Origin of the sequence: Kytococcus schroeteri (genome assembly GCF_002847825.1) — a bacterium.
Classification (GTDB): domain Bacteria; phylum Actinomycetota; class Actinomycetes; order Actinomycetales; family Dermatophilaceae; genus Kytococcus; species Kytococcus schroeteri.
In genome coordinates, this window is record NZ_PKIZ01000011.1 from 1 (window position 1) to 20,472 (window position 20,472).

General features: G+C 72.2%; 13 protein-coding genes. 8 read left to right on the forward strand and 5 right to left on the reverse strand.

The genetic code is table 11. The annotated features are described in order from the left end of the window. The first annotated feature begins 254 nt into the window (after positions 1-254). Together CYJ76_RS13085 and CYJ76_RS06665 are read left to right on the forward strand one after the other, a co-directional pair. Positions 255-3,209, forward strand: coding sequence for an FAD-binding and (Fe-S)-binding domain-containing protein (locus tag CYJ76_RS13085; RefSeq protein WP_101849612.1), 2,955 nt, complete (start codon positions 255-257; stop codon positions 3,207-3,209). Then, on the forward strand, positions 3,206-4,192 hold the full coding sequence (locus tag CYJ76_RS06665) for an ornithine cyclodeaminase family protein (protein WP_101849613.1): 987 nt from the start codon (positions 3,206-3,208) through the stop codon (positions 4,190-4,192). Before CYJ76_RS13085 ends, CYJ76_RS06665 begins: the two co-directional genes overlap by 4 nt. A gap of 279 nt (positions 4,193-4,471) precedes the next feature. Here the strand turns inward: CYJ76_RS06665 and CYJ76_RS06670 are convergent, their stop codons facing one another. Genes CYJ76_RS06670 through hglS form a run of 5 tightly spaced genes read right to left on the reverse strand, consistent with a single transcriptional unit; the run spans position 4,472 to position 11,231 of the window. After that, entirely contained in the window at positions 4,472-5,632 is a 1,161-nt protein-coding gene (locus CYJ76_RS06670) for an NAD(P)/FAD-dependent oxidoreductase (RefSeq protein WP_101849614.1), read from the reverse strand. Positions 5,633-5,657: 25 nt separating this feature from the next. After that, positions 5,658-7,160 carry an alanine/glycine:cation symporter family protein gene (locus CYJ76_RS06675; RefSeq protein ID WP_101849615.1) on the reverse strand — a complete coding sequence of 501 codons (1,503 nt, stop codon included), beginning with the start codon at positions 7,158-7,160 and terminating at the stop codon, positions 5,658-5,660. After that, complete coding sequence (locus CYJ76_RS06680) at positions 7,154-8,281, reverse strand: Glu/Leu/Phe/Val family dehydrogenase (RefSeq protein ID WP_070703383.1); 1,128 nt, start codon at positions 8,279-8,281, stop codon at positions 7,154-7,156. Before CYJ76_RS06680 ends, CYJ76_RS06675 begins: the two co-directional genes overlap by 7 nt. Before the next feature lie 10 nt (positions 8,282-8,291). Further along, positions 8,292-9,800, reverse strand: coding sequence for an L-piperidine-6-carboxylate dehydrogenase (amaB, locus tag CYJ76_RS06685; RefSeq protein WP_070703382.1), 1,509 nt, complete (start codon positions 9,798-9,800; stop codon positions 8,292-8,294). Positions 9,801-9,851: 51 nt separating this feature from the next. Beyond that, on the reverse strand, positions 9,852-11,231 hold the full coding sequence (gene hglS / locus CYJ76_RS06690) for a 2-oxoadipate dioxygenase/decarboxylase (protein ID WP_238138175.1): 1,380 nt from the start codon (positions 11,229-11,231) through the stop codon (positions 9,852-9,854). 141 nt (positions 11,232-11,372) lie between these two features. Between hglS and CYJ76_RS06695 the strand changes: the two genes are divergently transcribed. The 6 genes from CYJ76_RS06695 to cas8g1 all read left to right on the forward strand — a co-directional run bounded on the left by CYJ76_RS06695 (position 11,373) and on the right by cas8g1 (position 20,470). Beyond that, the gene (locus tag CYJ76_RS06695; RefSeq protein WP_070703381.1) at positions 11,373-12,266 is read left to right on the forward strand and encodes a LysR family transcriptional regulator; all 894 of its coding nucleotides are present in this window, start codon (positions 11,373-11,375) and stop codon (positions 12,264-12,266) included. 104 nt (positions 12,267-12,370) lie between these two features. Further along, positions 12,371-13,402: an NAD(P)-binding domain-containing protein gene (locus CYJ76_RS06700; RefSeq protein WP_144043048.1), complete on the forward strand. Its 1,032-nt coding sequence runs from the start codon at positions 12,371-12,373 to the stop codon at positions 13,400-13,402. A gap of 322 nt (positions 13,403-13,724) precedes the next feature. Continuing rightward, a complete protein-coding gene (locus CYJ76_RS12455) occupies positions 13,725-14,012 on the forward strand; it encodes a hypothetical protein (protein ID WP_180802237.1) in 288 nt (95 codons plus the stop codon). A gap of 13 nt (positions 14,013-14,025) precedes the next feature. Beyond that, positions 14,026-15,276, forward strand: coding sequence for an imidazolonepropionase (hutI, locus tag CYJ76_RS06710; protein WP_101849618.1), 1,251 nt, complete (start codon positions 14,026-14,028; stop codon positions 15,274-15,276). Between the two features lie 512 nt (positions 15,277-15,788). After that, the gene (gene cas3g / locus CYJ76_RS06715) at positions 15,789-18,266 is read left to right on the forward strand and encodes a type I-G CRISPR-associated helicase/endonuclease Cas3g (protein WP_101849619.1); all 2,478 of its coding nucleotides are present in this window, start codon (positions 15,789-15,791) and stop codon (positions 18,264-18,266) included. A 2-nt stretch (positions 18,267-18,268) separates the two neighbouring features. Next, positions 18,269-20,470, forward strand: coding sequence for a type I-G CRISPR-associated protein Cas8g1/Csx17 (gene cas8g1 / locus CYJ76_RS06720; RefSeq protein ID WP_101849620.1), 2,202 nt, complete (start codon positions 18,269-18,271; stop codon positions 20,468-20,470). Positions 20,471-20,472: the final 2 nt, after the last annotated feature.

A 20,472-nucleotide genomic window follows, 5' to 3' on the forward strand; every position in this document is an offset into this window, starting at 1 on the left:
GTGTGGGAGAGTAGGACACCGCCGAACTCAACGTTTGTTTCAGCCCCGCCCAACTGTTGTTGGGCGGGGCTGAAACCATTCCCGGGGGTTGTGTTGGGGGTGGGCCGTGCGCGTCCCCATGGGGAAGGGAGAGGGTTCGTGTCCATCGGGGATGGGTGGGCCTGGATCGCACGCCCAGGCGGGGGTGGGTGCGGGGGGCGCTGATGCCGTGACCGGCAGTTCGCACCAGGGGTGGCGCGGGTCACACTTGTGTGATGACATGGCGGTCCGCACCGTGTTCTGGAGGTTCTGTGGCCGTCGTGTCCTCGTCCCGCCTGGTGGCTCGCCTGAGGGCAGTTGGCCTGTCCGACGTCCGCGACGACGCAGCCATCCGTGGCACCCACTCCAGTGACGCCTCGCTCTACCGCGTGGAGCCTCAGGCCGTGGTGTTCCCCCGGCACGCCGACGAGGTCACCCTGGCGGTCCAGACCGCGCGGGCAGAGGGACTGCCACTCACCGCTCGGGGTGCAGGGACGTCCATTGCGGGCAACGCCATCGGCCCGGGAATCGTCCTCGACTTCCGCCGGCACATGCAACAGGTCCTCGAGCTCGACCCCGAGGCCGGGACGGCTCGCGTGCAACCCGGTGTGGTCCAGGCCCGCCTGCAGGACGCAGCGCGGCCGCACGGCCTGCGGTTCGGCCCTGACCCGTCGACGTCCACGCGCTGCACCATCGGGGGGATGATCGGTAACAACGCGTGCGGCAGCCGCAGCCTCGCCTACGGACGCACCTCGGACAACGTGCTGGGAGCCCGGGGTGTCTGGGCGGACGGGAGCCCCCTGGACACGTCGCCCGTGGACGCCGGTACCGCGGCCCTGCGGGAGCGGCTCGCGTCGGTGGTGGCGAGTGACCTCGCCACCGTGCGCACCGAGTTCGCCCGCTTCGGGCGCCAGGCGAGCGGTTACGCCCTCGAGCACCTGCTGCCGGAGAAGGGCGTTGACCTGGCGCGCTTCCTCGTCGGCTCCGAGGGCACGCTCGCCGTCCTCACGGAGGCCACCGTCCGCCTGGTGAGGGCACCGGCCCACACCCGCCTGGTGGTCATCGGCTTCGACACGATGCCCGCCGCTGCGGATGCCGTCCCCACGCTCCTGACACAGGGGCTCACGGCCTGCGAGGGGCTGGACCGCCGGCTCGTGGACGTGCTCGTGGAGCGGCGCGGTCCGGCATCGGTGCCGGAACTGCCCCGCGGCGATGCCTGGCTCTTCTGCGAGGTGGCAGCGGAGACCGCCGGGGAGCTGGAGGCCGCCTCCACCGCGCTCGTGGCCACCGCCCGCATCGATGCCGGGGCCGTGGACGTGCGGGCCGTGCCCAAAGCCACCGAGGCGGCGGCGCTGTGGCGCATCCGGTCCGACGGGGCGGGCCTGGCGGGGCGGTCCCCGGCAGGACGCCCTGCGTGGGCGGGCTGGGAGGACGCCGCCGTGCCCCCGGAGCGGCTGGGGGAGTACCTCCGCGGGTTCGACGACCTGCTTGCCGCGTACGACCTCTCCGCGGCGCCCTACGGGCACTTCGGTGAGGGGTGCATGCACGTGCGCCTGGACCTGCCGCTCGGCGCACCGGGTGGTGTGGCGCGGTCCCGGGCCTTCCTCGAGGACGCCGCGCGCCTCGTGGCCGGCTTCGGTGGCTCGTGCTCCGGTGAGCACGGCGACGGCCGCGCCCGCAGCGAGCTGCTGCCCCTCATGTACTCCGAACGCGCGCTGGCGCTCTTCGGCGCGGTGAAGCACGCGTGCGACCCCGACGGGCTGCTCAACCCGGGGGTGCTCGTGGACCCGGCGCCCCTCGACGCCGACCTGCGCCTGCCCGGTGCCACCTGCGACCTGCCCACCCCGGCGTTCGCCTACCCCGAGGACGGCGGCAGCTTCTCCGCGGCCGTGCACCGCTGCACGGGCGTGGGCAAGTGCACCGCTGACGGGGTGCTCGACGGCGCGCAGACGGTGATGTGTCCGTCCTGGCTGGCCACCCGCGAGGAGGAGCACTCCACCCGGGGGCGGGCGCGCCTGCTGCAGGAGGTGGTCAACGGCAGCAGTGAGCTCACGGTGGACTCCCCAGCGGTGCACGACGCGCTGGACCTGTGCCTCTCGTGCAAGGGGTGCTCGTCGGACTGCCCCACCGGGGTGGACATGGCCACGCTGAAGTCCGAGGTGCTGCACCAGACCTACCGCCGCCGGCTGCGGCCGGTGACGCACTACTCGCTCGGCTGGCTGCCGCTGTGGACCGTGGCCGCCAGCCGGATGCCCCGCGTGGCCAACGCAGCGATGCAGGTGGTCCGCCGGGTGCCGGGGGCGATGCGGGTGGCCGGCATCGACCCGCGGCGGGGGCTGCCCACCTTCGCGCGGCGTCCCTTCTGGTCCGATGCGGGGAACCGTGCCCGGGCGGCGCGTCCGGTGACGGCGGACGCGGCATCGAGCGGGCGGGTGGTGCTCTTCGTGGACACCTTCAGCAACGCGTTCACCCCGCAGTCCGCCACGGCCGCCGTGCGCGTGCTCGAGGCCGCTGGGCTCACCGTGGAGCTCCTGCCGCGGCGCACCTGCTGCGGCCTGACCTGGATCACCACCGGGCAGCTCGACACCGCCCGCCAGCTGCTGCGGCGCACCGTGGACCAGCTGCTGCCGTACGTGGAGGCCGGGGTGCTGGTGGTCGGCATCGAGCCGTCGTGCACCGGCGTGCTGCGCAAGGACGCCGTCGAGCTGCTGGCCGACGACACCGCCCGCCGGGTGGCCGCCAGCACCTTCACGCTGGCCGAGGTGCTCGCGCGGGTCGGGTGGGAACCGCCCCGCCTGGACGGGCTGCGCGTGCTGGCCCAACCGCACTGCCACCACCACGCCGTCATGGGGTGGGAGGCCGACCGGGCACTGCTGGAGGGGGCCGGCGCCCAGGTGGAGGCGCTGGCCGGGTGCTGCGGGCTGGCCGGAAACTTCGGCGTGGAGGCAGGGCACTACGAGGTGTCGGTGGCCGTGGCCGAGCAGCACCTGCTGCCGGCGCTGCGGCGCGGCGGGCACGACGTGGTGCTCACCGACGGCTTCTCGTGCCGCCTGCAGGCCGACGACCTGGGTGGCGCGCAGGGCCGGCACCTGGCCGAGCTGCTCGCCGAGCACCTGGGCGAGGCGCCCCGCATCGAGGGGCGGGGCGCGCCCGACGACCGCCCCCACCCCATCGACGAGGAGGAACGATGAGCCACGAGATGCTGGTGCTGAGCGCCCGCGAGATCGAGGACCTGCTGGACCTGGAGGGGGTGCACGCCTCGCAGATGCGTGCCTTCGAGCGGCTGGGCACGGGGGAGGCCTGCATGGCGCCCAAGGTGTCCGTGCCCGGGGCCGACGGCGCCTCGCTGCTGACCTACACCGCCCGCAGCGCGCAGGAGGCGCCCGGCGTGGTGAAGGTGATCGGCTTCCACCCGGGCAACCCGCAGCAGGGGCTCGACCCGGTGCAGGGCGCCGTGTTGGTGCTCGACGGGGCGATCGGCCGCCCCATCGCGCTGCTCGACGGGCCGGCGCTCACCACCCCGCGCACAGCGGCCGGGTCCGCCGTGGCCACCGACCTGCTGGCGCGCCGCGACGCCGCCGTGCTCACGGTGGTGGGGACCGGTGTGCAGGCCTGGGCGCACCTGCGGGCGCTGACGCGTGTGCGGTCCTTCACCACGGTGCACGTGGTGGGGCGCCGGGCCGAGGCGGCCGAGGAACTGGCCGCCCGCGCCCGTGACGAGCTGGGCCTGGCCGCGGAGGCCTCCACGGACCTGGCGGCCGTGGCGCCGGAGTCGGACGTGGTGGCGTTGTGCACCACCAGCACCACGCCGCTGCTCGACGCCGGGCCGGTGCGGCCGGGGGCGCTGGTGGTGTCCGTGGGGTCGTTCGCCCCGGACCGCAGCGAGGTGGCCCCCGATCTCGTGGGCCGGGCCGACCTGGTGGTGGTGGACGACGTGGACACCGCGTGCGCGCAGGCGGGGAGCATCATCGATGCGGTGGACGCCGGTGCCGTGGACGCCGCGGACCCGGTGCCGCTGGGCCGGGTGGCCTGCGGGGCGCACCCGGGCCGGGCCCGCGAGGACGACGTGGTGTTCTACAACTCCGTGGGCGTGGCCGCGCAGGACGCCACTGTGGCCGAGGAGGTGCTGCGCCGGGCCCGGGAGGCCGGGGTGGGCACGGCCGTGGAGCTCTGACGGGCCGGTCGGCCGGACCTGCGCGCGCAGAGGTCCGGCTGTGGTCCGTAGATCCGCCCTATGGGGTGTACCTCTGGACCGCAGCCGGACCTTTGTGCGCCGGCGGGGCGTCCGCCGGGCGTGGGCAGGCCGAGAACCGCACCGGTGCTGAGTTGGGCCTGACACCGCATCGAGAACCGCACCGGTGCTGAACTCGACAGTCGAGTTCAGCACCGGTGCGGACCTGGGTGGGGGTGGCAGTCGAGAACGGCACCGGTGCGGGTCTCGGCCACCGGGGCGTCAGACGATGTTGAACTCCCGCCGCAGCCCGGCCCCGGCGAAGCGCTCGGTGCTCATGCCCGACACGTCCACCGAGAGCGCTTCGCCGCGGTACATCTCCGCCATCACCTGGCCCACCGCCGGGCCCTGCAGGAACCCGTGGCCGGAGAACCCGGTGGCGTACAGGAACCGCGAGACGCCCTCGGCCTCGCCGATGAGCGCGTTGTGGTCCGGTGTCACCTCGTAGTAGCCGGCCCAGCGGGAGGCCATGCCCACCTCCTCCAGCAGCGGCACGCGGCGCTCGGCCACCTCGATGACCTGCTCCAGCCACGCGTCGGTGTGCTCCAGCGACCAGCCCGGCTCCTCGTCCTGGTTGGACATGCCCACCAGCAGCCCCGGGCCCTCGCGGTGGAAGTACAGGGTGCTGGAGAAGTCGATGGTGAAGGGCACCCGGTCGGGCAGGTCCGCGATGGGCTCGGTCACCAGCAGCTCGCGGCGCACCGGGTCCACGGGCAGGTCCACGCCCACCATCTCGCCCAGCCTCCGCGACCACGCACCGGCGCAGCAGACCACCGTGTCGGTGGCGATGTCGCCCTGGCTGGTCACCACCCCGGTGAGGGTGTCGCCGTCGCGCACCACGTCGGTCACCTCGCACTGGCGGATGATGCGCACACCCAGCGCGCGGGCGGCCCGGGCGTAGCCCTGCACCACGGACTCCGGCGTGCAGTGCCCGGCCTCCGGCGACCAGACGCCCGCGAGGAGCCCCTCGGTGGAGGCCAGCGGCGACATCGCTGCCGCCTCCTCCACCCCGATGATCCGGCTCGCCAGGCCCAGGGAGTTCTGCAGCTCCACGTTGCGCTCGAAGGTGTGCAGGTCCTCCTCGCGCTCGAGCAGGAACAGGTAGCCGCTCTCGTGGTAGTCGATCTCCTGGTCGAACAGCTCGGGGAAGTTCCGGAACACCTCCAGGCTGCGCATGCCCAGCTCTACGTTCACGGCATCGCTGAACTGCGCGCGTACGCCACCGGCGGCCTTGCAGGTGGAGCCGGAGCCCAGCTCGTCCTTCTCGAGCACCACCACGTCCGTGGTGCCGCCCTTGGCCAGGTGGTAGGCGGTGGACAGGCCCATGACGCCGCCGCCGATGACGACGACCTCGGCGCGGGTGGGGAAGGTCTTGTCCGACATGGGTACTCCTTGCGGTTCGTGCCGGTCAGGCGCCGGCGACGTGGTCGGGGACGCTGCGCTCGGCCTCCGGGACCTCCTCCAACTCGCCGCGCGCCAGGGCCCGGGTGTGGTCGGTCATCTCCCGGCGCAGGACGCCGGAGAGCAGGTAGAGGCCGATGAGGTTGGGCAGGGTCATGAGGAAGAACATGGAGTCCGAGAAGCCGACGACCGTGTCCAGCGAGACCGCCGCACCGACGACGATCATGAGGATCCACAGCACGTCGTAGGCGAGCTCCACGGCCCGGCTGTTGCCGAAGAGGTACCCGGCGGCCTTCTTGCCGTAGTACGAGTAGCTGAGGACCGTCGAGAACGCGAGCAGCAGGACGATCACGGTGAGCAGCCACGGGAACACGGCGTGGACGGTGGCGAACGCCTCGGAGGTCAGGGCCACGCCGTCGGCCTCGGACGAGGTGTGCAGTCCGGTGACGACGATGGCCAGCGCGGTCATCGTGCAGATCACCACGGAGTCGATGAACGGCTCCAAGGAGGCGACGATGCCCTCCTGGGCGGGACGACGGGTGCGGACGGTCGAGTGCGCGATGCCCGCCGAGCCGACGCCGGCCGCGTTGGAGAACAGGGCCCGCTGGATGCCGATGATGGCCACACCGACCAGGCCTCCCTCCACGCCCTCGCCGGTGAACGCCCCGGAGAAGATCTCGCTCACCGCACCGGGCAGCGAGCCGAGGTTGGCGGCCAGGATGACCAGCACGCACAGCACGTAGCTGACGGCCATGATCGGGGTCAGCCGTGAGGTCCAGCGGGCGATGGAGGTGATGCCGCCGAGGATGACCACCGCGGCGAGGACGGCCAGCACCAGGCCGACGATCCAGCCGCGGCCGGCAAGGACGCTGGAGTCGCCGCCGGTCACGTTGGTCAGCTGCACGGCCACCTGGTTGGCCTGGAAGATGTTGCCGGCGCCCAGGGCGCCGATCATCATCGACACCGCGTAGAGCCCGGCCAGCACGATGCCGAGGGGCGCCATCCCCTTCTCCGCCAGCCCGCGCTGCAGGTAGTACATCGGGCCGCCGGAGACGCTGCCGTCGTCGTTGATGCGGCGGTACTTCGCTCCCAGGGTGGCCTCGGCGGCCTTGAGGGACATGCCGAGGAACCCGGCCAGGATGATCCACAGCGTGGCGCCGGGACCACCGATGGTGATGGCCACGGCCACGCCGGCCACGTTGCCCAGGCCGACGGTGCCGGAGAGCTCGGTAGCCATGGCCTGGTAGCTGGTGATCTCGCCGGGGTCGGTGCGCCGGTTGTGGCGCCCCTGCACGATGCCGCGCAGCTGCCGGTAGCCGTAGGCGAACTGGGGGCCGATGAGGGCCGTCATCACCAGTCCGCCCAGCAGCAGCCAGACGACGAGGTAGGGCATCTCGGTGTCGGCCAGCGGGAAGGTGGCGAAGACCACCGAGCTCAGCCACTCGACCACCGGGCCGAACCAGGACTCCATCCAGGCGTCCACGCCGGACTTCTCCGCGGCGGTCAGCACGGCAGCTGCCCGCGCAGGCGCATCGCCTCGCGGACCCGGTCGCGGGCCAGCTGGCCGGCTGCCGCGTGCGGGATGGTCCCGGACTCGGCGGCGGCCTGCAGCACGGTGGTGGTGTTGGTGCGCATCCGCTCGGTGACCGTGGGCACGATCTGCGTGGTGTCCACGCCGAAGGGGGAGTAGCGGTCGCGCATGCCGAAGGCCGCGGCGATGATGCCGCCGGCGTTGGCGATGAAGTCCGGCACCACGGTGACGCCGCGGTCGGCCAGGGCCTGCTGGGCAGCGGCGTCGGTGGGCAGGTTGGCCCCCTCCACCACCAGGCGGGCGCGGATGCCGTCGGCGTTGCCGGCGTCGATGACGCCCTGCCGCGCAGCCGGCACCAGCACGCCGGCGTCCAGGTGCAGCTCCTGCCCGGCGTCGAGCCGCTGCCCGCCGGCGTGGTCCACCAGGGCGTCGCCGTGCTCGGCGCGCAGGGCCAGCAGCTCCTCGACGTCCAGGCCGTCGGGGTCGTGCACGGCCCCGGTCGCGGTGGAGACGGCCACCACGGTGTACCCGAGCTCCACCAGGCGCCGGGCGGTGGCGTGCCCGACGGCGCCGAAGCCCTGGATCACCACGCGCCGGTCGTCCAGGTCCGTGTGCGCCGCGGCGGCGTCGACCGCCTCGGCGACCCCGTGGCCGGTGATGCCCAGGGCGTCGTAGGCCACGCCGCCGAGGGCGGCCGGGGTGCCGGTGGCGGCACCCCGGTCACCGAGCTCGTCGCAGAGGATGGCCGCGTCCGTCTCGTCGAGCCCCATGTCCAGCCCGAAGACGTACTCCGCCGGCACCTCGTTGCGCAGCATCCGCGCGAACGCCCGCAGCGCCTCCTCCTTGCGGGGGGAGGTCGGGTCGAACCGGATGCCGGCCTTGGCGCCGCCCTGGTACAGGTCCACGGCGGCCCACTTCCACGTCATCACGCGGGCCAGGCGGGCCACCTCCTCCACGGTGAGGTCGGGGCTCATGCGGGTGCCGCCCTTGCCCGGGCCGCGGGAGGTGTTGTCGATGACGAGCACCCCCTGCATCCCGCTGCGCGGGTGGCTCACGGTGACGACCTTCTCCGGTCCCCACTCGTCGACGAGCTCGAACACGGCTGCCTCCTCAGAGGAACTCGACGCCCTGCGCCAGCGGCAGCTCGTCGGAGTAGTTGACGGTGTTGGTGGCCCGCCGCATGTAGGCGCGCCACGCGTCGGAGCCGGACTCGCGGCCGCCGCCGGTGTGCTTCTCGCCGCCGAAGGCGCCGCCGATCTCCGCCCCGGAGGTGCCGATGTTCACGTTGGCGATGCCGCAGTCCGAGCCGGCGTCGCTCACGAAGCGCTCGCCCTCGCGGACGTCGGTGGTGAAGATGGCCGAGGAGAGGCCCTGCGGCACGTCGTTCTGCAGGGCGATGGCCTCGTCGAGCTCGCGGTAGGTGAGCACGTAGAGGATCGGCGCGAAGGTCTCGGTCCGCACGACCTCGGTCTGCGCGGGCATCCGCACGATGGCCGGCTCCACGTAGTACGCGTCCGGGAACTCGTCGGCCAGCACGCGCCCGCCGCCGCAGAGCACCTCGCCGCCCTGTGCCCGCGCGTCCTCCAGGGCCTTCTGCATGGCGTCGTAGGAGGCCTTGTTCACCAGCGGGCCCACCAGGTCCTTGCCGGTGCTCGGGTCGCCGATCGTCAGGGTCCCGTAGGCCTTCACGAGGCGGTCGGTGAAGTCCGCGGCCACGTCCTCGTGGACGATGAGGCGGCGCATGGTGGTGCAGCGCTGGCCGGCGGTGCCCACGGCGGCGAAGGCGACGCCACGCAGGGCCAGGTCCAAGTCGGCCGAGGGGGCCACGATGGCGGCGTTGTTGCCGCCGAGCTCCAGCAGGCTCCGGCCGAAGCGCGCCGCCACGCGCGGCCCCACCTCGGCGCCCATGCGGGTGGAGCCGGTGGCCGAGACCAGCGGGATGCGGGTGTCGTCCACCATCTTCTCGCCGAGGGTGCGGTCGCCCAGCAGCACGTGGTGCAGGCCCTCGGGGGCGCCCACGTCCTTGACCGCACGGGCCAACAGGGCGTCGGTGGCCAGGGCGCTGAGCAGCGTGGCCTCGGACGGCTTCCACACCACGGTGTTGCCGCACACCAGGGCGATGGCGGTGTTCCACGCGTAGACGGCCACGGGGAAGTTGAAGGCGCTGATGACGCCCACCACGCCCAGGGGGTGCCAGGTCTCCATCATGCGGTGGCCGGGGCGCTCGGAGGGCATGGTGCGGCCGAACAGCTGGCGCGACAGGCCCACGGCCAGGTCGCAGATGTCGATCATCTCCTGCACCTCGCCGGCGGCCTCGGACGGGATCTTGCCCGCCTCGGCGGTCACCAGCACGGCCAGGTCGTCCTTGTGCTCGGTGAGCAGCTCGCCCCAGCGCTTCACGAGGGCGCCGCGCACCGGGGCAGGGGTGTCACGCCAGGTGGTGAACACCTCCGCGGCGGTGCTGATGGCGGTGTCCAGCTCCGCCTCGGTGGTGGCCGCCAGGCCCATGAGGTCCTCGCCGGTGATGGGGGTGCGGGCCTGCAGGTCGGTGCCCTGCGGCACGGTGGCGCCGCACGCCTCGAGGGCCTGGCGCACCTTCTCGTGGATGGGGTGGGTCATTGCGGTTCCCTCCTGGGGTCCGTCGGGGTGGTGGTCGTTCGGTCGGGTGGTTCAGGGGCGCACGGCCACGCCGGTGGCGGTCTCCACGGCATCGAGGGAGGCCTGCTGCTCCGCGGCGTACAGCGCGTACGGGTCGCGGATCTCCACGCCGCAGATCTGCGAGAGGCGGGCCATGTCGAAGGCGACGCCCTGCTGCGCCTCGTCCTTGCTGCCGGCGGTGGTGAGGTTGGACTGGAAGATGCCGGCCGCGGAGCGGGGCAGGAAGTCCTCGTAGACCACGGGGGTGGCCACGAGGTGCCCGCTGGCCACCAGTTCGTGGGCGCGCCGGCCCTGCGGCAGCTCGGCCACACCCTCGGCCAGGGCGTAGGTGAAGAAGGCCAGCTCGGCCTCGGCCAGACCCATCTCGGTGTTGGGCAGGTGCGTGGCCCACACGCGGCGCAGCACGTCGGGGCGCTCGCCGCCCTCGGTCGCCAGCAACTCGTCGGCCTCGGCCAGCATCCGGTCGTAGAGGTCGCGACCGGCCTGGGTGAGGGCCACACCGCGCTGCTCCACCTCGCCGAAGCGCACCCGCAGCGTGCCGGGGCCCACCGTGCCGTCGGCCTTGAGGAAGCGGCGCTCCTCGTCCAGGGCGCGGAAGGAGGTCTGGCGCAGCAGCACGTCCGGGCCGTCCCACGAGGGCGGGCCCTGGATCTGGTCGATCATCTCGATGCCGCGCGCCTCCATCCGCTCGTAGAGGGCCTCGATGTCGAGCACGCGCGGGGTGAGGTGGTTGATGTGCGTGGTGGGCACGCCGCCGATGTCTGCGGCCACCGAGGAGATCTGCTCCAGCCGGCGGTACCACTCCTCGTCGACGGGCTCCTCGGAGAGCTCGAACACGGCGGTGGCGCGCTCCACCAGCTCGTCGGCCTCGTCCTCGGGCAGGCCGCCCTGCGCGGCGGCGCGGTCGGCCAGGGCCAGCAGCTCGTCGTCGAACAGGCGGCGCCGGGCCAGGAAGTCGGCCAACTCCTGCTGCAGGGACTCGTCGAAGAAGCGCGGATCGGTGGTCACCAGCATCGAGGTGAAGACGCGGAAGGGGTTGCGGGCCAGCTCGTCGCGGTCCACGGGGCGGAAGGCGGTGCTCACCACCGGCACGGCCGAGGCGGAGTCGCGCAGGTCGTAGAAGCCCACCGGGTGCATGCCGAACGCGGCGAAGACCCGGGCCACGTGGCCCAGCTCCTCGGGCGTGCCCACGCGGATGGCGCCGTGGCGCTCGGCCGTGACGCGCTCGATGCTGCCCAGGCGCTCGGCCTCGGCCCCCAACTGCGCGATGTGGTCGCGGTTCACGCCCTCGGAGACCTCCACCAACGTGGTGTAGGCGGGCACCTCCTGGCCGTACATGCGGGACATACGGGCGGCGAAGCGGGCGCGGAGCTCGTGCTGGGCCACGGTCACGGGGTGCCTCCTGGGGACGGGATCGGTCAGGCACACCGTGATGTGGGTCATATCATCAGCACAAGCGACAAGTCCTCACCTGAATCGTTCACCCCATCTGATGAGTCGCGGCCGCCCGGCCGGACCGGGAGGAGGCGCCCCGTGGCCTGGACCCTGACCCAGTTGGAGACCTTCCGCGCCGTGGCCGAGGGTGGCTCGATGCACGCCGCCGCCGAGCGCCTGGGCTACACCCCCGGGGCGGTCTCCCAGCAGATGGCGGCCCTCTCCCGGGCCGTGGGCGGGGAGCTCTTCCTGCGCTCGGGGCGGGGCGTGGTGCTCTCCGACGCAGGCCACGGGTTCCTGCCGCTGGCGCGCCGGGTGCTCGAGGAGGACCGCGCCGCCCGCCGCGCCCTGGCCGAGCTGCGTACCGGGCGGGCCACCGTGCGGGTGGGGATCTTCGAGACCGCCGGCGCCGTCTCCTGCCGCGAGGTGCTGCGCCGCGCCGCCGTGGCCGAGCCGCCGGTGGACGTCGTCTTCGAGGAGGTCGACGTGGAGCGCGCGGTGGACGCGGTGCGCGCCGGCACCGTGGACCTGGCCCTCTCGGTGCACTACGAGCTGGTGCCGGTCACGCTGCCCCCCGGCGTGGTGGCCATCGAGCTGCTCACCGAGCCCTTCGTGGAGGTGCGCGCCGCCGACCTGGTGGCCGACGCCCCGTGGATCGTGCCGCCGGTCACCGAGACCTTCGGCATGGCGGTGCAGGCGGCGCTGCGGCGGGCGGGGGAGGACACCGGTACCGCGCACGTGGTGACCGACACCGCGCTCATGGTGGCGCTCGCCGAGGCCGGGGTGGGGCGGGCGCTCGTGACCCCCCTGATGCTGCGGGTGCACCCGCGCGACCTCCAGGTGCACCCGGCGCCCCGCTCGGGTCGCCGCACCGTGGTGGCGCTGGCCACCGACGCCCAGCGCGAACGGGCCAGTGTCCGTGCGGTGCTCGACGGTCTGGGGGAGATCTTCCGGTCGATGCGGGGTGTGGAGGGAAATCCTCCGGTTTCCTGACCCATTGACACTCCCAGCCTCCCGTGCCACGGTGTGCCGACCCCATCGATGTGGTGGGGGTCACAGGCCGCGTGGGTCGCGGCGAGGCCGGAAAGGGGCTGGGGATGATCGAGCTGATGCGCCGCGAGGAGCACGGTGCCTACACCGTGTCCACCTACCGATTCACCGAGCAGCACACCGTCTCGGTGGCGCACGAGACCCGCGCCTCGGCCCAGCTGCCGGGCAACGGGGGCACCCGCTGGCTGCAGTACCCCTCCACCGAGGCGGCGGCCGCCGAGGCGCTCGTGCTGGCCCAGTGCATGACGCGCAAGCACTCCCTCTACGAGACCGGCTTCTGCGGCACCAAGCTCGTCATCGACGGCCCGCTGGACCTGGCCGACCGCAGCCTGGTGCACGACGCCCTGGCCGAGGTGCTGCGCCAGCACGACGGTGCCCTGTACACCGGCTGCGACCTCAACACCACGAGTGCCGACATGCGTGAGGTGGCTGCCCGCTACCCGGCGGTGCTGGACTCGCTGACCAACCCCGCGGTGTGCACCTCGACGGCCACCGGCAGCGGTGTCTTCGCCGCCTTGACCAGCACCCTGCTGCCGGGTGAGCGCCCCCGCATCGCGGTGCACGGCCTGGGCAAGGTGGGTGGCCAGGTGGCCCGGCTGGCGCGCAACGCGGGTTACGACGTGGCTGGCTTCGACGTGCGCCCCGAGGCCGCCGAGGCCCTGGGCGTGCGCGCTGTGGACTCCGACGAGCTGTTCACCGGGGGCTACGACGTGGTGGTGCTCTGCTCGCTGTCCGGCATCGTCACCGAGGAGGTGGCGGCCACCATGAACCCGCGCTGGGTGGTGGCCTCGGCCAACGCGCCGTTCGCCACCCCGGAGGCGCAGCGCACCGCCGAGGAGCGCGGCATCCACTACCTGCCGGACTACGTGGCCAACTCCGGGGCCGTGCTGTGCGACGCGCTGGAGTGGCGCGACCGTGAGCTCTACGACGCCCTCGACCAGGCCGCGGTGGACCAGTACGTCATGCGCACCATCAGCTCGCGCTCCCTGCAGGTGCTGGCCGAGTCCGGGCTGCGGGGCGTCACCCCGGAGGTGGTGGCCGCCCAGGCGTGGGCGGAGCACAGCCCCGTGCCCGCCTGAGACCGGCGGGCTGGCGGCGTGGCATGGCCCATAGCTCGGAGCACCGTGGATTCCTCGCGGTGGAGCGGTCGTTCATCCAGGTGTCGTAGGACAACACCCTGGGCGTCGAGGCCGCCGAGGACATCGCACGGGAGCACACCCGGGTGGACGCCGTCGTGCTGGTCACCGAGATGCCGCGCCACGCCGAGGGCACCCCGGTGGTGGCCGACGTGTTCGCCGAGCCGGACGTGTCGGTGGTGTCCCTGCCGTCGCTGGGGCTGGTCGGTCTGCGGCGGCACCTCACCACCGCGATCGTGGAGAGCGTGGTGGCCATGAAGGTGCCGTGGCGCACCGCCCGCAGCTCTCCAGCGTCCTGGCGGCCGCGGCGGCCACCGGGGCCTTCGGCATCTTCTACAGCTCCATCTGGCAGATGTCCGACGCGCTCTCGTGGTGGCGGCTCGTGGTCACGGGGGTGATTGCCGGTGCGCTGGGCTCGTCCTTCGACTCCAGCACGGACGTGCGCAGCATCACCCACGGTCAGCGGGAGCGTCAGCGCCGCATCGAGGCCGGGCGCACCGGTGACCGCCACACGGAGGCCGCGGGCGGTGGCGAGCAGGCGTCCCGCGCCTGAGACGATGCCGGGCATGGGCATGCTCATCACCGACATCGCTGAACTGGTCACCAACGACCCCACCCACCCGGACAGCCTGGACGCGCTGGGCCGGGCCACCGGGGCGGACGCGATGCACGCCGGGCTCGGCGTCATCCGCGACGCCGCCGTGGTGGTCGGCTCGGACGCCGAGGGCGAGCCGACCACCATCCAGTGGGTGGGGCGCGCCGCGGACGCGCCCCAGGCCGACTGGGCGGTGTCCGTGGAGGGCAGTGCCGTCATCCCCGGGTTCGTGGACTCCCACTCCCACCTGTGGTTCGCCGGCGACCGCTCGGCGGAGTTCGCCGCCCGCATGGCCGGCCAGGCCTACGACGGTGGCGGCATCGCCACCACCATCGAGGCCACGCGGGCCGCGCGCCCGGCGGACGTGGCCGAGCTGGTGCGCCGCCGCCTGGCGGAGATGCGCGCGCAGGGCACCACCACGGTGGAGGTCAAGACCGGCTACGGGCTCGACGTGGCGACCGAGGCCGAGGCCGCGCGCCGCCTGCGCGAGGTGACCGACGAGGTGACCTTCCTGGGCGCCCACGTGGTGCCGCCGGAGTACCGCGACGGCGAGGCCGGTTCGCGCGAGGGCTACCTGGACCTGGTGTGCGGCGAGATGCTGCGCGAGGTGACGCCGCACGTGCGCTGGGTGGACGTGTTCTGCGAGCCCAACAGCCCGTACTCGTTCACCGGGGAGGAGTCGCGCCGCGTGCTGGAGGCCGGCCGCGATGCGGGGATGGGCCTGCGCCTGCACGGCAACCAGCTGGGCGAGGGACCCGGTGCGCAGCTGGCGGTGGAGTTCGGTGCGGCCGCGGTGGACCACTGCACGTACCTCTCCGACGCCGACGTGGAGGCCCTGGCCGGGTCCTGGGCCGATGGCGCGGACGGCACCGTGGCGGGGCTGCTGCCGGGTGTGGAGTTCAGCACCAAGCACCCGTACATCGACGCGCGGCGCCTCATCGACGCCGGGGCGAAGGTGGCGCTGGCCAGCGACTGCAACCCGGGCACCTGCTACTCGTCCTCGATGCCGTTCATGATTGCCATGGCGGTGCGCGAGATGGGCATGACCCCGGCCGAGGCGCTGCAGGCAGCCACCGTGGGCGGGGCGCTCTCGCTGCGCCGTGAGGACGTGGGCGCCGTGCGTGTGGGTATGCGGGCCGACCTGGCGCGCATCGACGGGCCGAGTTGGCTGCACATCCCGTACCGCATGGGGGTGCCGGTGGTGCGCGCGCTGGAGGTGTGAGGCGGCGGGGCGGGTGGTTGACGGCATGCAACGGGTGCAAGCCCTGAAGAGCGTGCCGCAATGGAGCCCGCCCCGCGCTCCTAGGATAGCTAACAAGCGCTAAATAGCGTGAACCTTGCGCGAGTCGGCGAGTGGTGAATACACTCGAGGGGCCGGGTGATCACCCGGCCCCTCGAGGCGCTGATCCGCGAGATTAGACACCTTCACCGTATCAGCGCCGAGGGCACATATCAGAGAGGAGTTGCCATGACGGCAACTGTGTGTCCGGCGTACTTGCTCGACATGTCCGACCATGTGGTCCACGAGCCGGTGCGGTGTCCGTCTGCCCGATATCTCTGGAGCCAGTGGTCTGTGGGCTCCGGGCGTCCGGTGTCTCCGGCGGAGCCCGAGTGGTCTGCATGGGAGCGGCACGACTGTGTGATGTGACCTCATGGGTGGCGCGGGTCCGGCAGGGGCCGCGCCACCCATGTTGTCGGTGGGAGGCGGTTTGATGGGGGTATGGGAGGCAGTTGATGACACACACGTTCACGCAGGTGTTCGAGGCCGCGACGGGCTCGGCGCCGTACGACTACCAGTGCCGCATCGCCAAGGAGGGCCTGCCTCCGGTGCTCACGGCGGCGACCGGGGCCGGGAAGACTGCAGCGATCGTGCTGGGGTGGCTCTACCGTCGGCAGTTCGCTGACCTCGAGACCCGGCGTGCGACTCCTCGACGGCTGGTCATCGCGCAGCCGATGCGCACGTTGACGGAGCAGACGGCGAGGTCGGTGCGTCATTGGCTTGAGGCGCTCGCCGCCGCGGGGATGCTGCAGGATGAGGTGGACGTTCACGAGCTGATGGGGGGCCTGTTCACCCGCGAGCGTCAACGGGACTGGCGGATGTCCATGGCTCGGGATGCCGTGGTCGTGGGCACGGTTGATGCGGTGGTGAGCCGCGCCTTGTTCCGGGGATATGGCGCCCGGCGGCCGGCCTACCCCATGGAGGCCGCGCTCGTCCTCAACGGTGCGCATCTCGTGGTCGACGAGATGCAGTTGGCGGAGCAGGCGACAGCCACCCTGCGGCAGGTGGCCGCATTCCAGGCCTCGACGGCCTTGGGTGGTACATCCGAGCCCGCGGGGCTGACCTGCATGTCGGCCACTCCCTCGACCGCGGCTCTCGACACGGTCGACTTCCGCTTCGAGGCGTCTCAGGTGATGGAGATGGGCCCCATCGACGGAGCGCTCGCCCGGCGCCTCCAAGCCGCCAAGGAGATCCGCCAGATCCCTGCGGGCAAGACCGCGCAGTTGGCTGACCAGGTGCTGGCGGCTCACCGGCTGGGGACCCTCACGCTGGTGGTGCTCAACACGGTGGACACCGCCGCCGATGTCCACGCCAAGCTCGCCAAGGCGCTCAACAAGCAGGGAGCATCCACTGAGCTCCATCTGGTCCACAGCCAGTTCCGCCCGCACGAACGCCAAGCCCTGATGGAGCGCCTGGGTGAGCAGGAGTGGCCGGCCGAGGGGACGGTCGTGGTGGCGACGCAGGCCGTCGAGGCGGGCGTGGACCTGGACGCGGCCACTCTCGTGACCGAGGCGAGCCCGTGGCCGTCCTTCTGCCAGCGTGTGGGGCGCTGCAATCGCCGGGGGGAGATTGACGGGGCGCGTGTCCTGTGGTTCCCCGCTTTGGGCTCCGGCCCCTACGAGAAGACCGATCTTGCCTCCACGGCTGCTGTGCTGGAGACGCTTGAGGGCCAGGAGGTCACGAGTCCACAGCTGTTGAGCATGGAGGTCGAGTGGGCCGAGCCCACGCTGCACTTCCTGCGGCGGAAGGACCTGTTGGCGCTCGTCGACACCGCTCCGGACCTCTCCGGTCAGGACCTGGATGTCTCTCGGTACATCCGGGCATCCGAGGATGCGACGGTGACGGTCGCGTGGGTTCCGGATGCCTGGCTGCCGGGGCAAGGACCTCAGGGCGGCAGCGTCGAGGACCTGCCGCGTTCTCCTCTACCGAGCCACGAGTGGCGCTGCCCGGTGCCCTTGCGGCGGCTGCGGAAGTGGGCCGAGAAGCACCCTGGTGCGCTCTTCGCGTTCGACCCCACGGCCAACCGCTGGCGCCCTGTGGCCATCCGGGACATCCGTCCCGGGATGGCGCTCGTCGCTGGGGCGTCGCGTGGCGGCTACGAGGTGGAGCGTGGTTTCTCCCTGACCCACAAGGCCGTGGTGGAACCCCTCCCAGGTGTGAACGACATCCCGTCGGACCCGCTGCAGCAGGAAGCGAGCGATGCGGATGCTGGTCAGCGGGGTGGGGTTGAGGTGCCGGTGGTTCTCACCACTCACCTCGCGGATGCCGCCCGTGCGGCTGAGGACCTGCTCCGGGAACTCGACGTCGATCTTCGACCGGGACTGCACGAGGCCCTGGTGGCCGCGGCTCGGTCCCACGACGTGGGGAAGGTTCATCCGCAGTGGCAGGAGTTCATCCACGCTGCGGCAGGGCGTCCGGTCGAAACCGAGGGCGTTCCCCTTGCCAAGTCCGGCGGGCGTTCCCGCGCCCGTCTCCCGCACGGGCTGCGCCACGAGTTCGTGTCGGCCCTCGCGCTCCAGACCGAGGCGGGGCGTGCCTGGCTCGCGGACGAGGGCGTGGCCGTGGACGATGCTGCGTTGGTGCGCTACCTGGTGGGGGCCCACCACGGGTACGTCCGCATCATGCCGCCGAACCCCACGGGGGACGGCTCTGGAAAGGAACTTGTCCACTGGCTCGGGCTGCAGCACGGTGAGCCCGTCCCATGGATCGACCCCCGCACAGGTGAGCGGCTGGCTGACGCGGGTCACGCCGATTTCGTGCGAGGCGCCGCCCGGGTGGCGGGGTCCGCGGACCAGGAGCCCCTGCAGACCTGGTCGGAGATGACCACCTCGCTGTTGAGTCTGCACGGTCCGTTCCGTCTGGCGTGGATGGAAGCTGTAGTCCGCGTGGCTGACTGGCGGGCGAGTGAGCACCCCACGGTGGAGGAGATCTGACCATGCGACACGAACTTCGCGGGCTGGAACCGCGGAACTTCGCCCGGTACCTCGCCGCGCTGGGTCTCGCGCGGGTGGTCGCCGAACAGGCTGACCCCGAGTTGCGTCTCGGGTGGGACGGCCTGACCTTCGTGCTCGAGACGTCCGTGGAGGACCTCGGGGCCTGGATGGTCGAGGCATACCGGCCCACGCCCGTCCTGAGCCCCTGGAACAACGGTTCCGGATACGGCCCCAAGGACAAGAAGCCGCGGGAGTTCGTCGACCGCATCGTCGCCGCGCCGGGGGAGCGCTTTAGCGCATTCCGTGAGATCGATGCGCTGAGTCGTGAGGTGCGGGAGCGGGAGTCGGAAAAGGAGGCGATCGTCAGGTCTCTGCGCAACTGGCTCCCCGACGAGGGTCTTGCGTGGTTGGACGCGGCCATCATCCTCACCTCGACGGACGACAAGGACGTGCTCCAGTTCCCACCACTTCTCGGAACAGGCGGGAATGACGGGAGGCTGGAGTTCTCCACGACCTTCCACCAGAACCTTGCGCTGGTGATGCCTGAGCTGGGTGCGAGCCGTGCCGTCACTCAGGGGTGGGCGCTCGACCTGCTGAACGGGACAAGCGGGCAGAAACTGGCCCCGAAGTCCTTGGGGCAGTTCGACGCCGCTGCGGCAGGTGGTGTCGGGGGTTCGCCCTTGGACGACACCCCGTCCGTGGGCAATCCGTGGGCCTACGTCCTCCTCGTCGAGGGCGCGATGATGTTCGCCGGGTCGGCAGCCAAGCGTCTTGGTCATGGCGGGGTGGGGCGGGCGAGTCTCCCCTTCACCGTGGCCAGCAGCCCTGACGGTCCAGGTGCCGGTGCCAGCGGCGAGGAGGTTAGGGGTGAGGTCTGGGCACCCGTCGTCGATGCCTCGCCGCAACTTCTGGACTACTCGAGTTGGAGTCACCTCTTCGTACAGGCCAAGGGACAGTGGGGTGGTCGTACACCCACGACTGCATCGCAGATGTACGGCGCCGTGCACGCCCATGGTGTGGATCGGCGCATCGACAGGTTCATGCGCTTCGCGATCTCCCAGCGCAACGGCTTGGCCTTCATGGCCGAGCTGCGGGAGGTCGTCCAGAACCAGCCCGCGCCAGGGATGGACGTTGCCCTGCAGCTGGAGCGCCGCCTGGGCATGTTCCGTCGCCTGCCCGGGCTCGCGTCCAAGCGCGCACTCCGGCGGGCGGAGTCGGCCCAGCTCGCGTTCGCGCGAGAGCCTTCCGCGAGGAACCTCCTGGGTGCGCTCGCCGCGCTCACCCACGTGGAAGCGGTGGGCATGCGCACCCCGCGCGGCCGCGAGGCGGTGACCCGTGGTGTGCGTCGTCCCGATGCCGCGCTGTCCCTGGACCTGCTCCGAGGGGGTGAGGGCACGTTGCAGTCATCCGAGTGGCGGGTGGGTGCAGCACTGGCCAGCGGTCGCGCCTCGGTCCCGGGCGGTGGCGCATGGACTGGGGCGCCCCGCGCCGGCGCACAGCGTGGGGTGAGGAGTTCCACCAGACCCGTGCGGGATCTGGTGATCGGGTGGCATGACCACGAGGACCACTGGCACCCGCCGGTCGCCTCAGGGCTGGCCGAAGGCGATCTGGAGCGCTTGCTCTCCGGTGTGGCCCAGTGGGTCGCGACGCACGCTCCGAACGGGGGCGGCGACCTGACGCGAGGCGTGAGGATTGCCGAGGATCACGGCTTCGTCTGTGCTCAGGAGGATCTGCACGCCTGGGTGCGTGGCGAACTGGATGACCGGGAGGTGGCTATGGCCTTCACGGCCTTCCTTGCGGTGGACTTCGGGGAGGCGCGAGGCCGGAGCCTGCCTGCGGAGGGGTGGTTCGACCCGTCATTGGCGATCCTCCAGGCCTTTGCCGCGGGCCGTGTGCGGGACGGGTACGCCGAGGACGCGGCGGGCGCGGCCCGCGGGGTGGAACCGCAATGGATCGCCCAACTCGTGGCCGGGACCCCTGAGGCGACCACGCGCGCCGTGGCAGCGGCAGCGGGTGTCCTGAACCGTTCTGGTGTCTGGCAGCCCCGGGGGAGCCACGTGGAAACGCGACGGGTCGCTGTCCACGCGCCTTTGCCACTTGTCCCGGGGCGACGCCTGGCGGCGGCGTTGTGCGGGCCGTCCAGTCCCCACCCCGTCACCCGCTGGGCTGTTTCCGATGCCCTGTCCACCGACACCACCCGATGAAG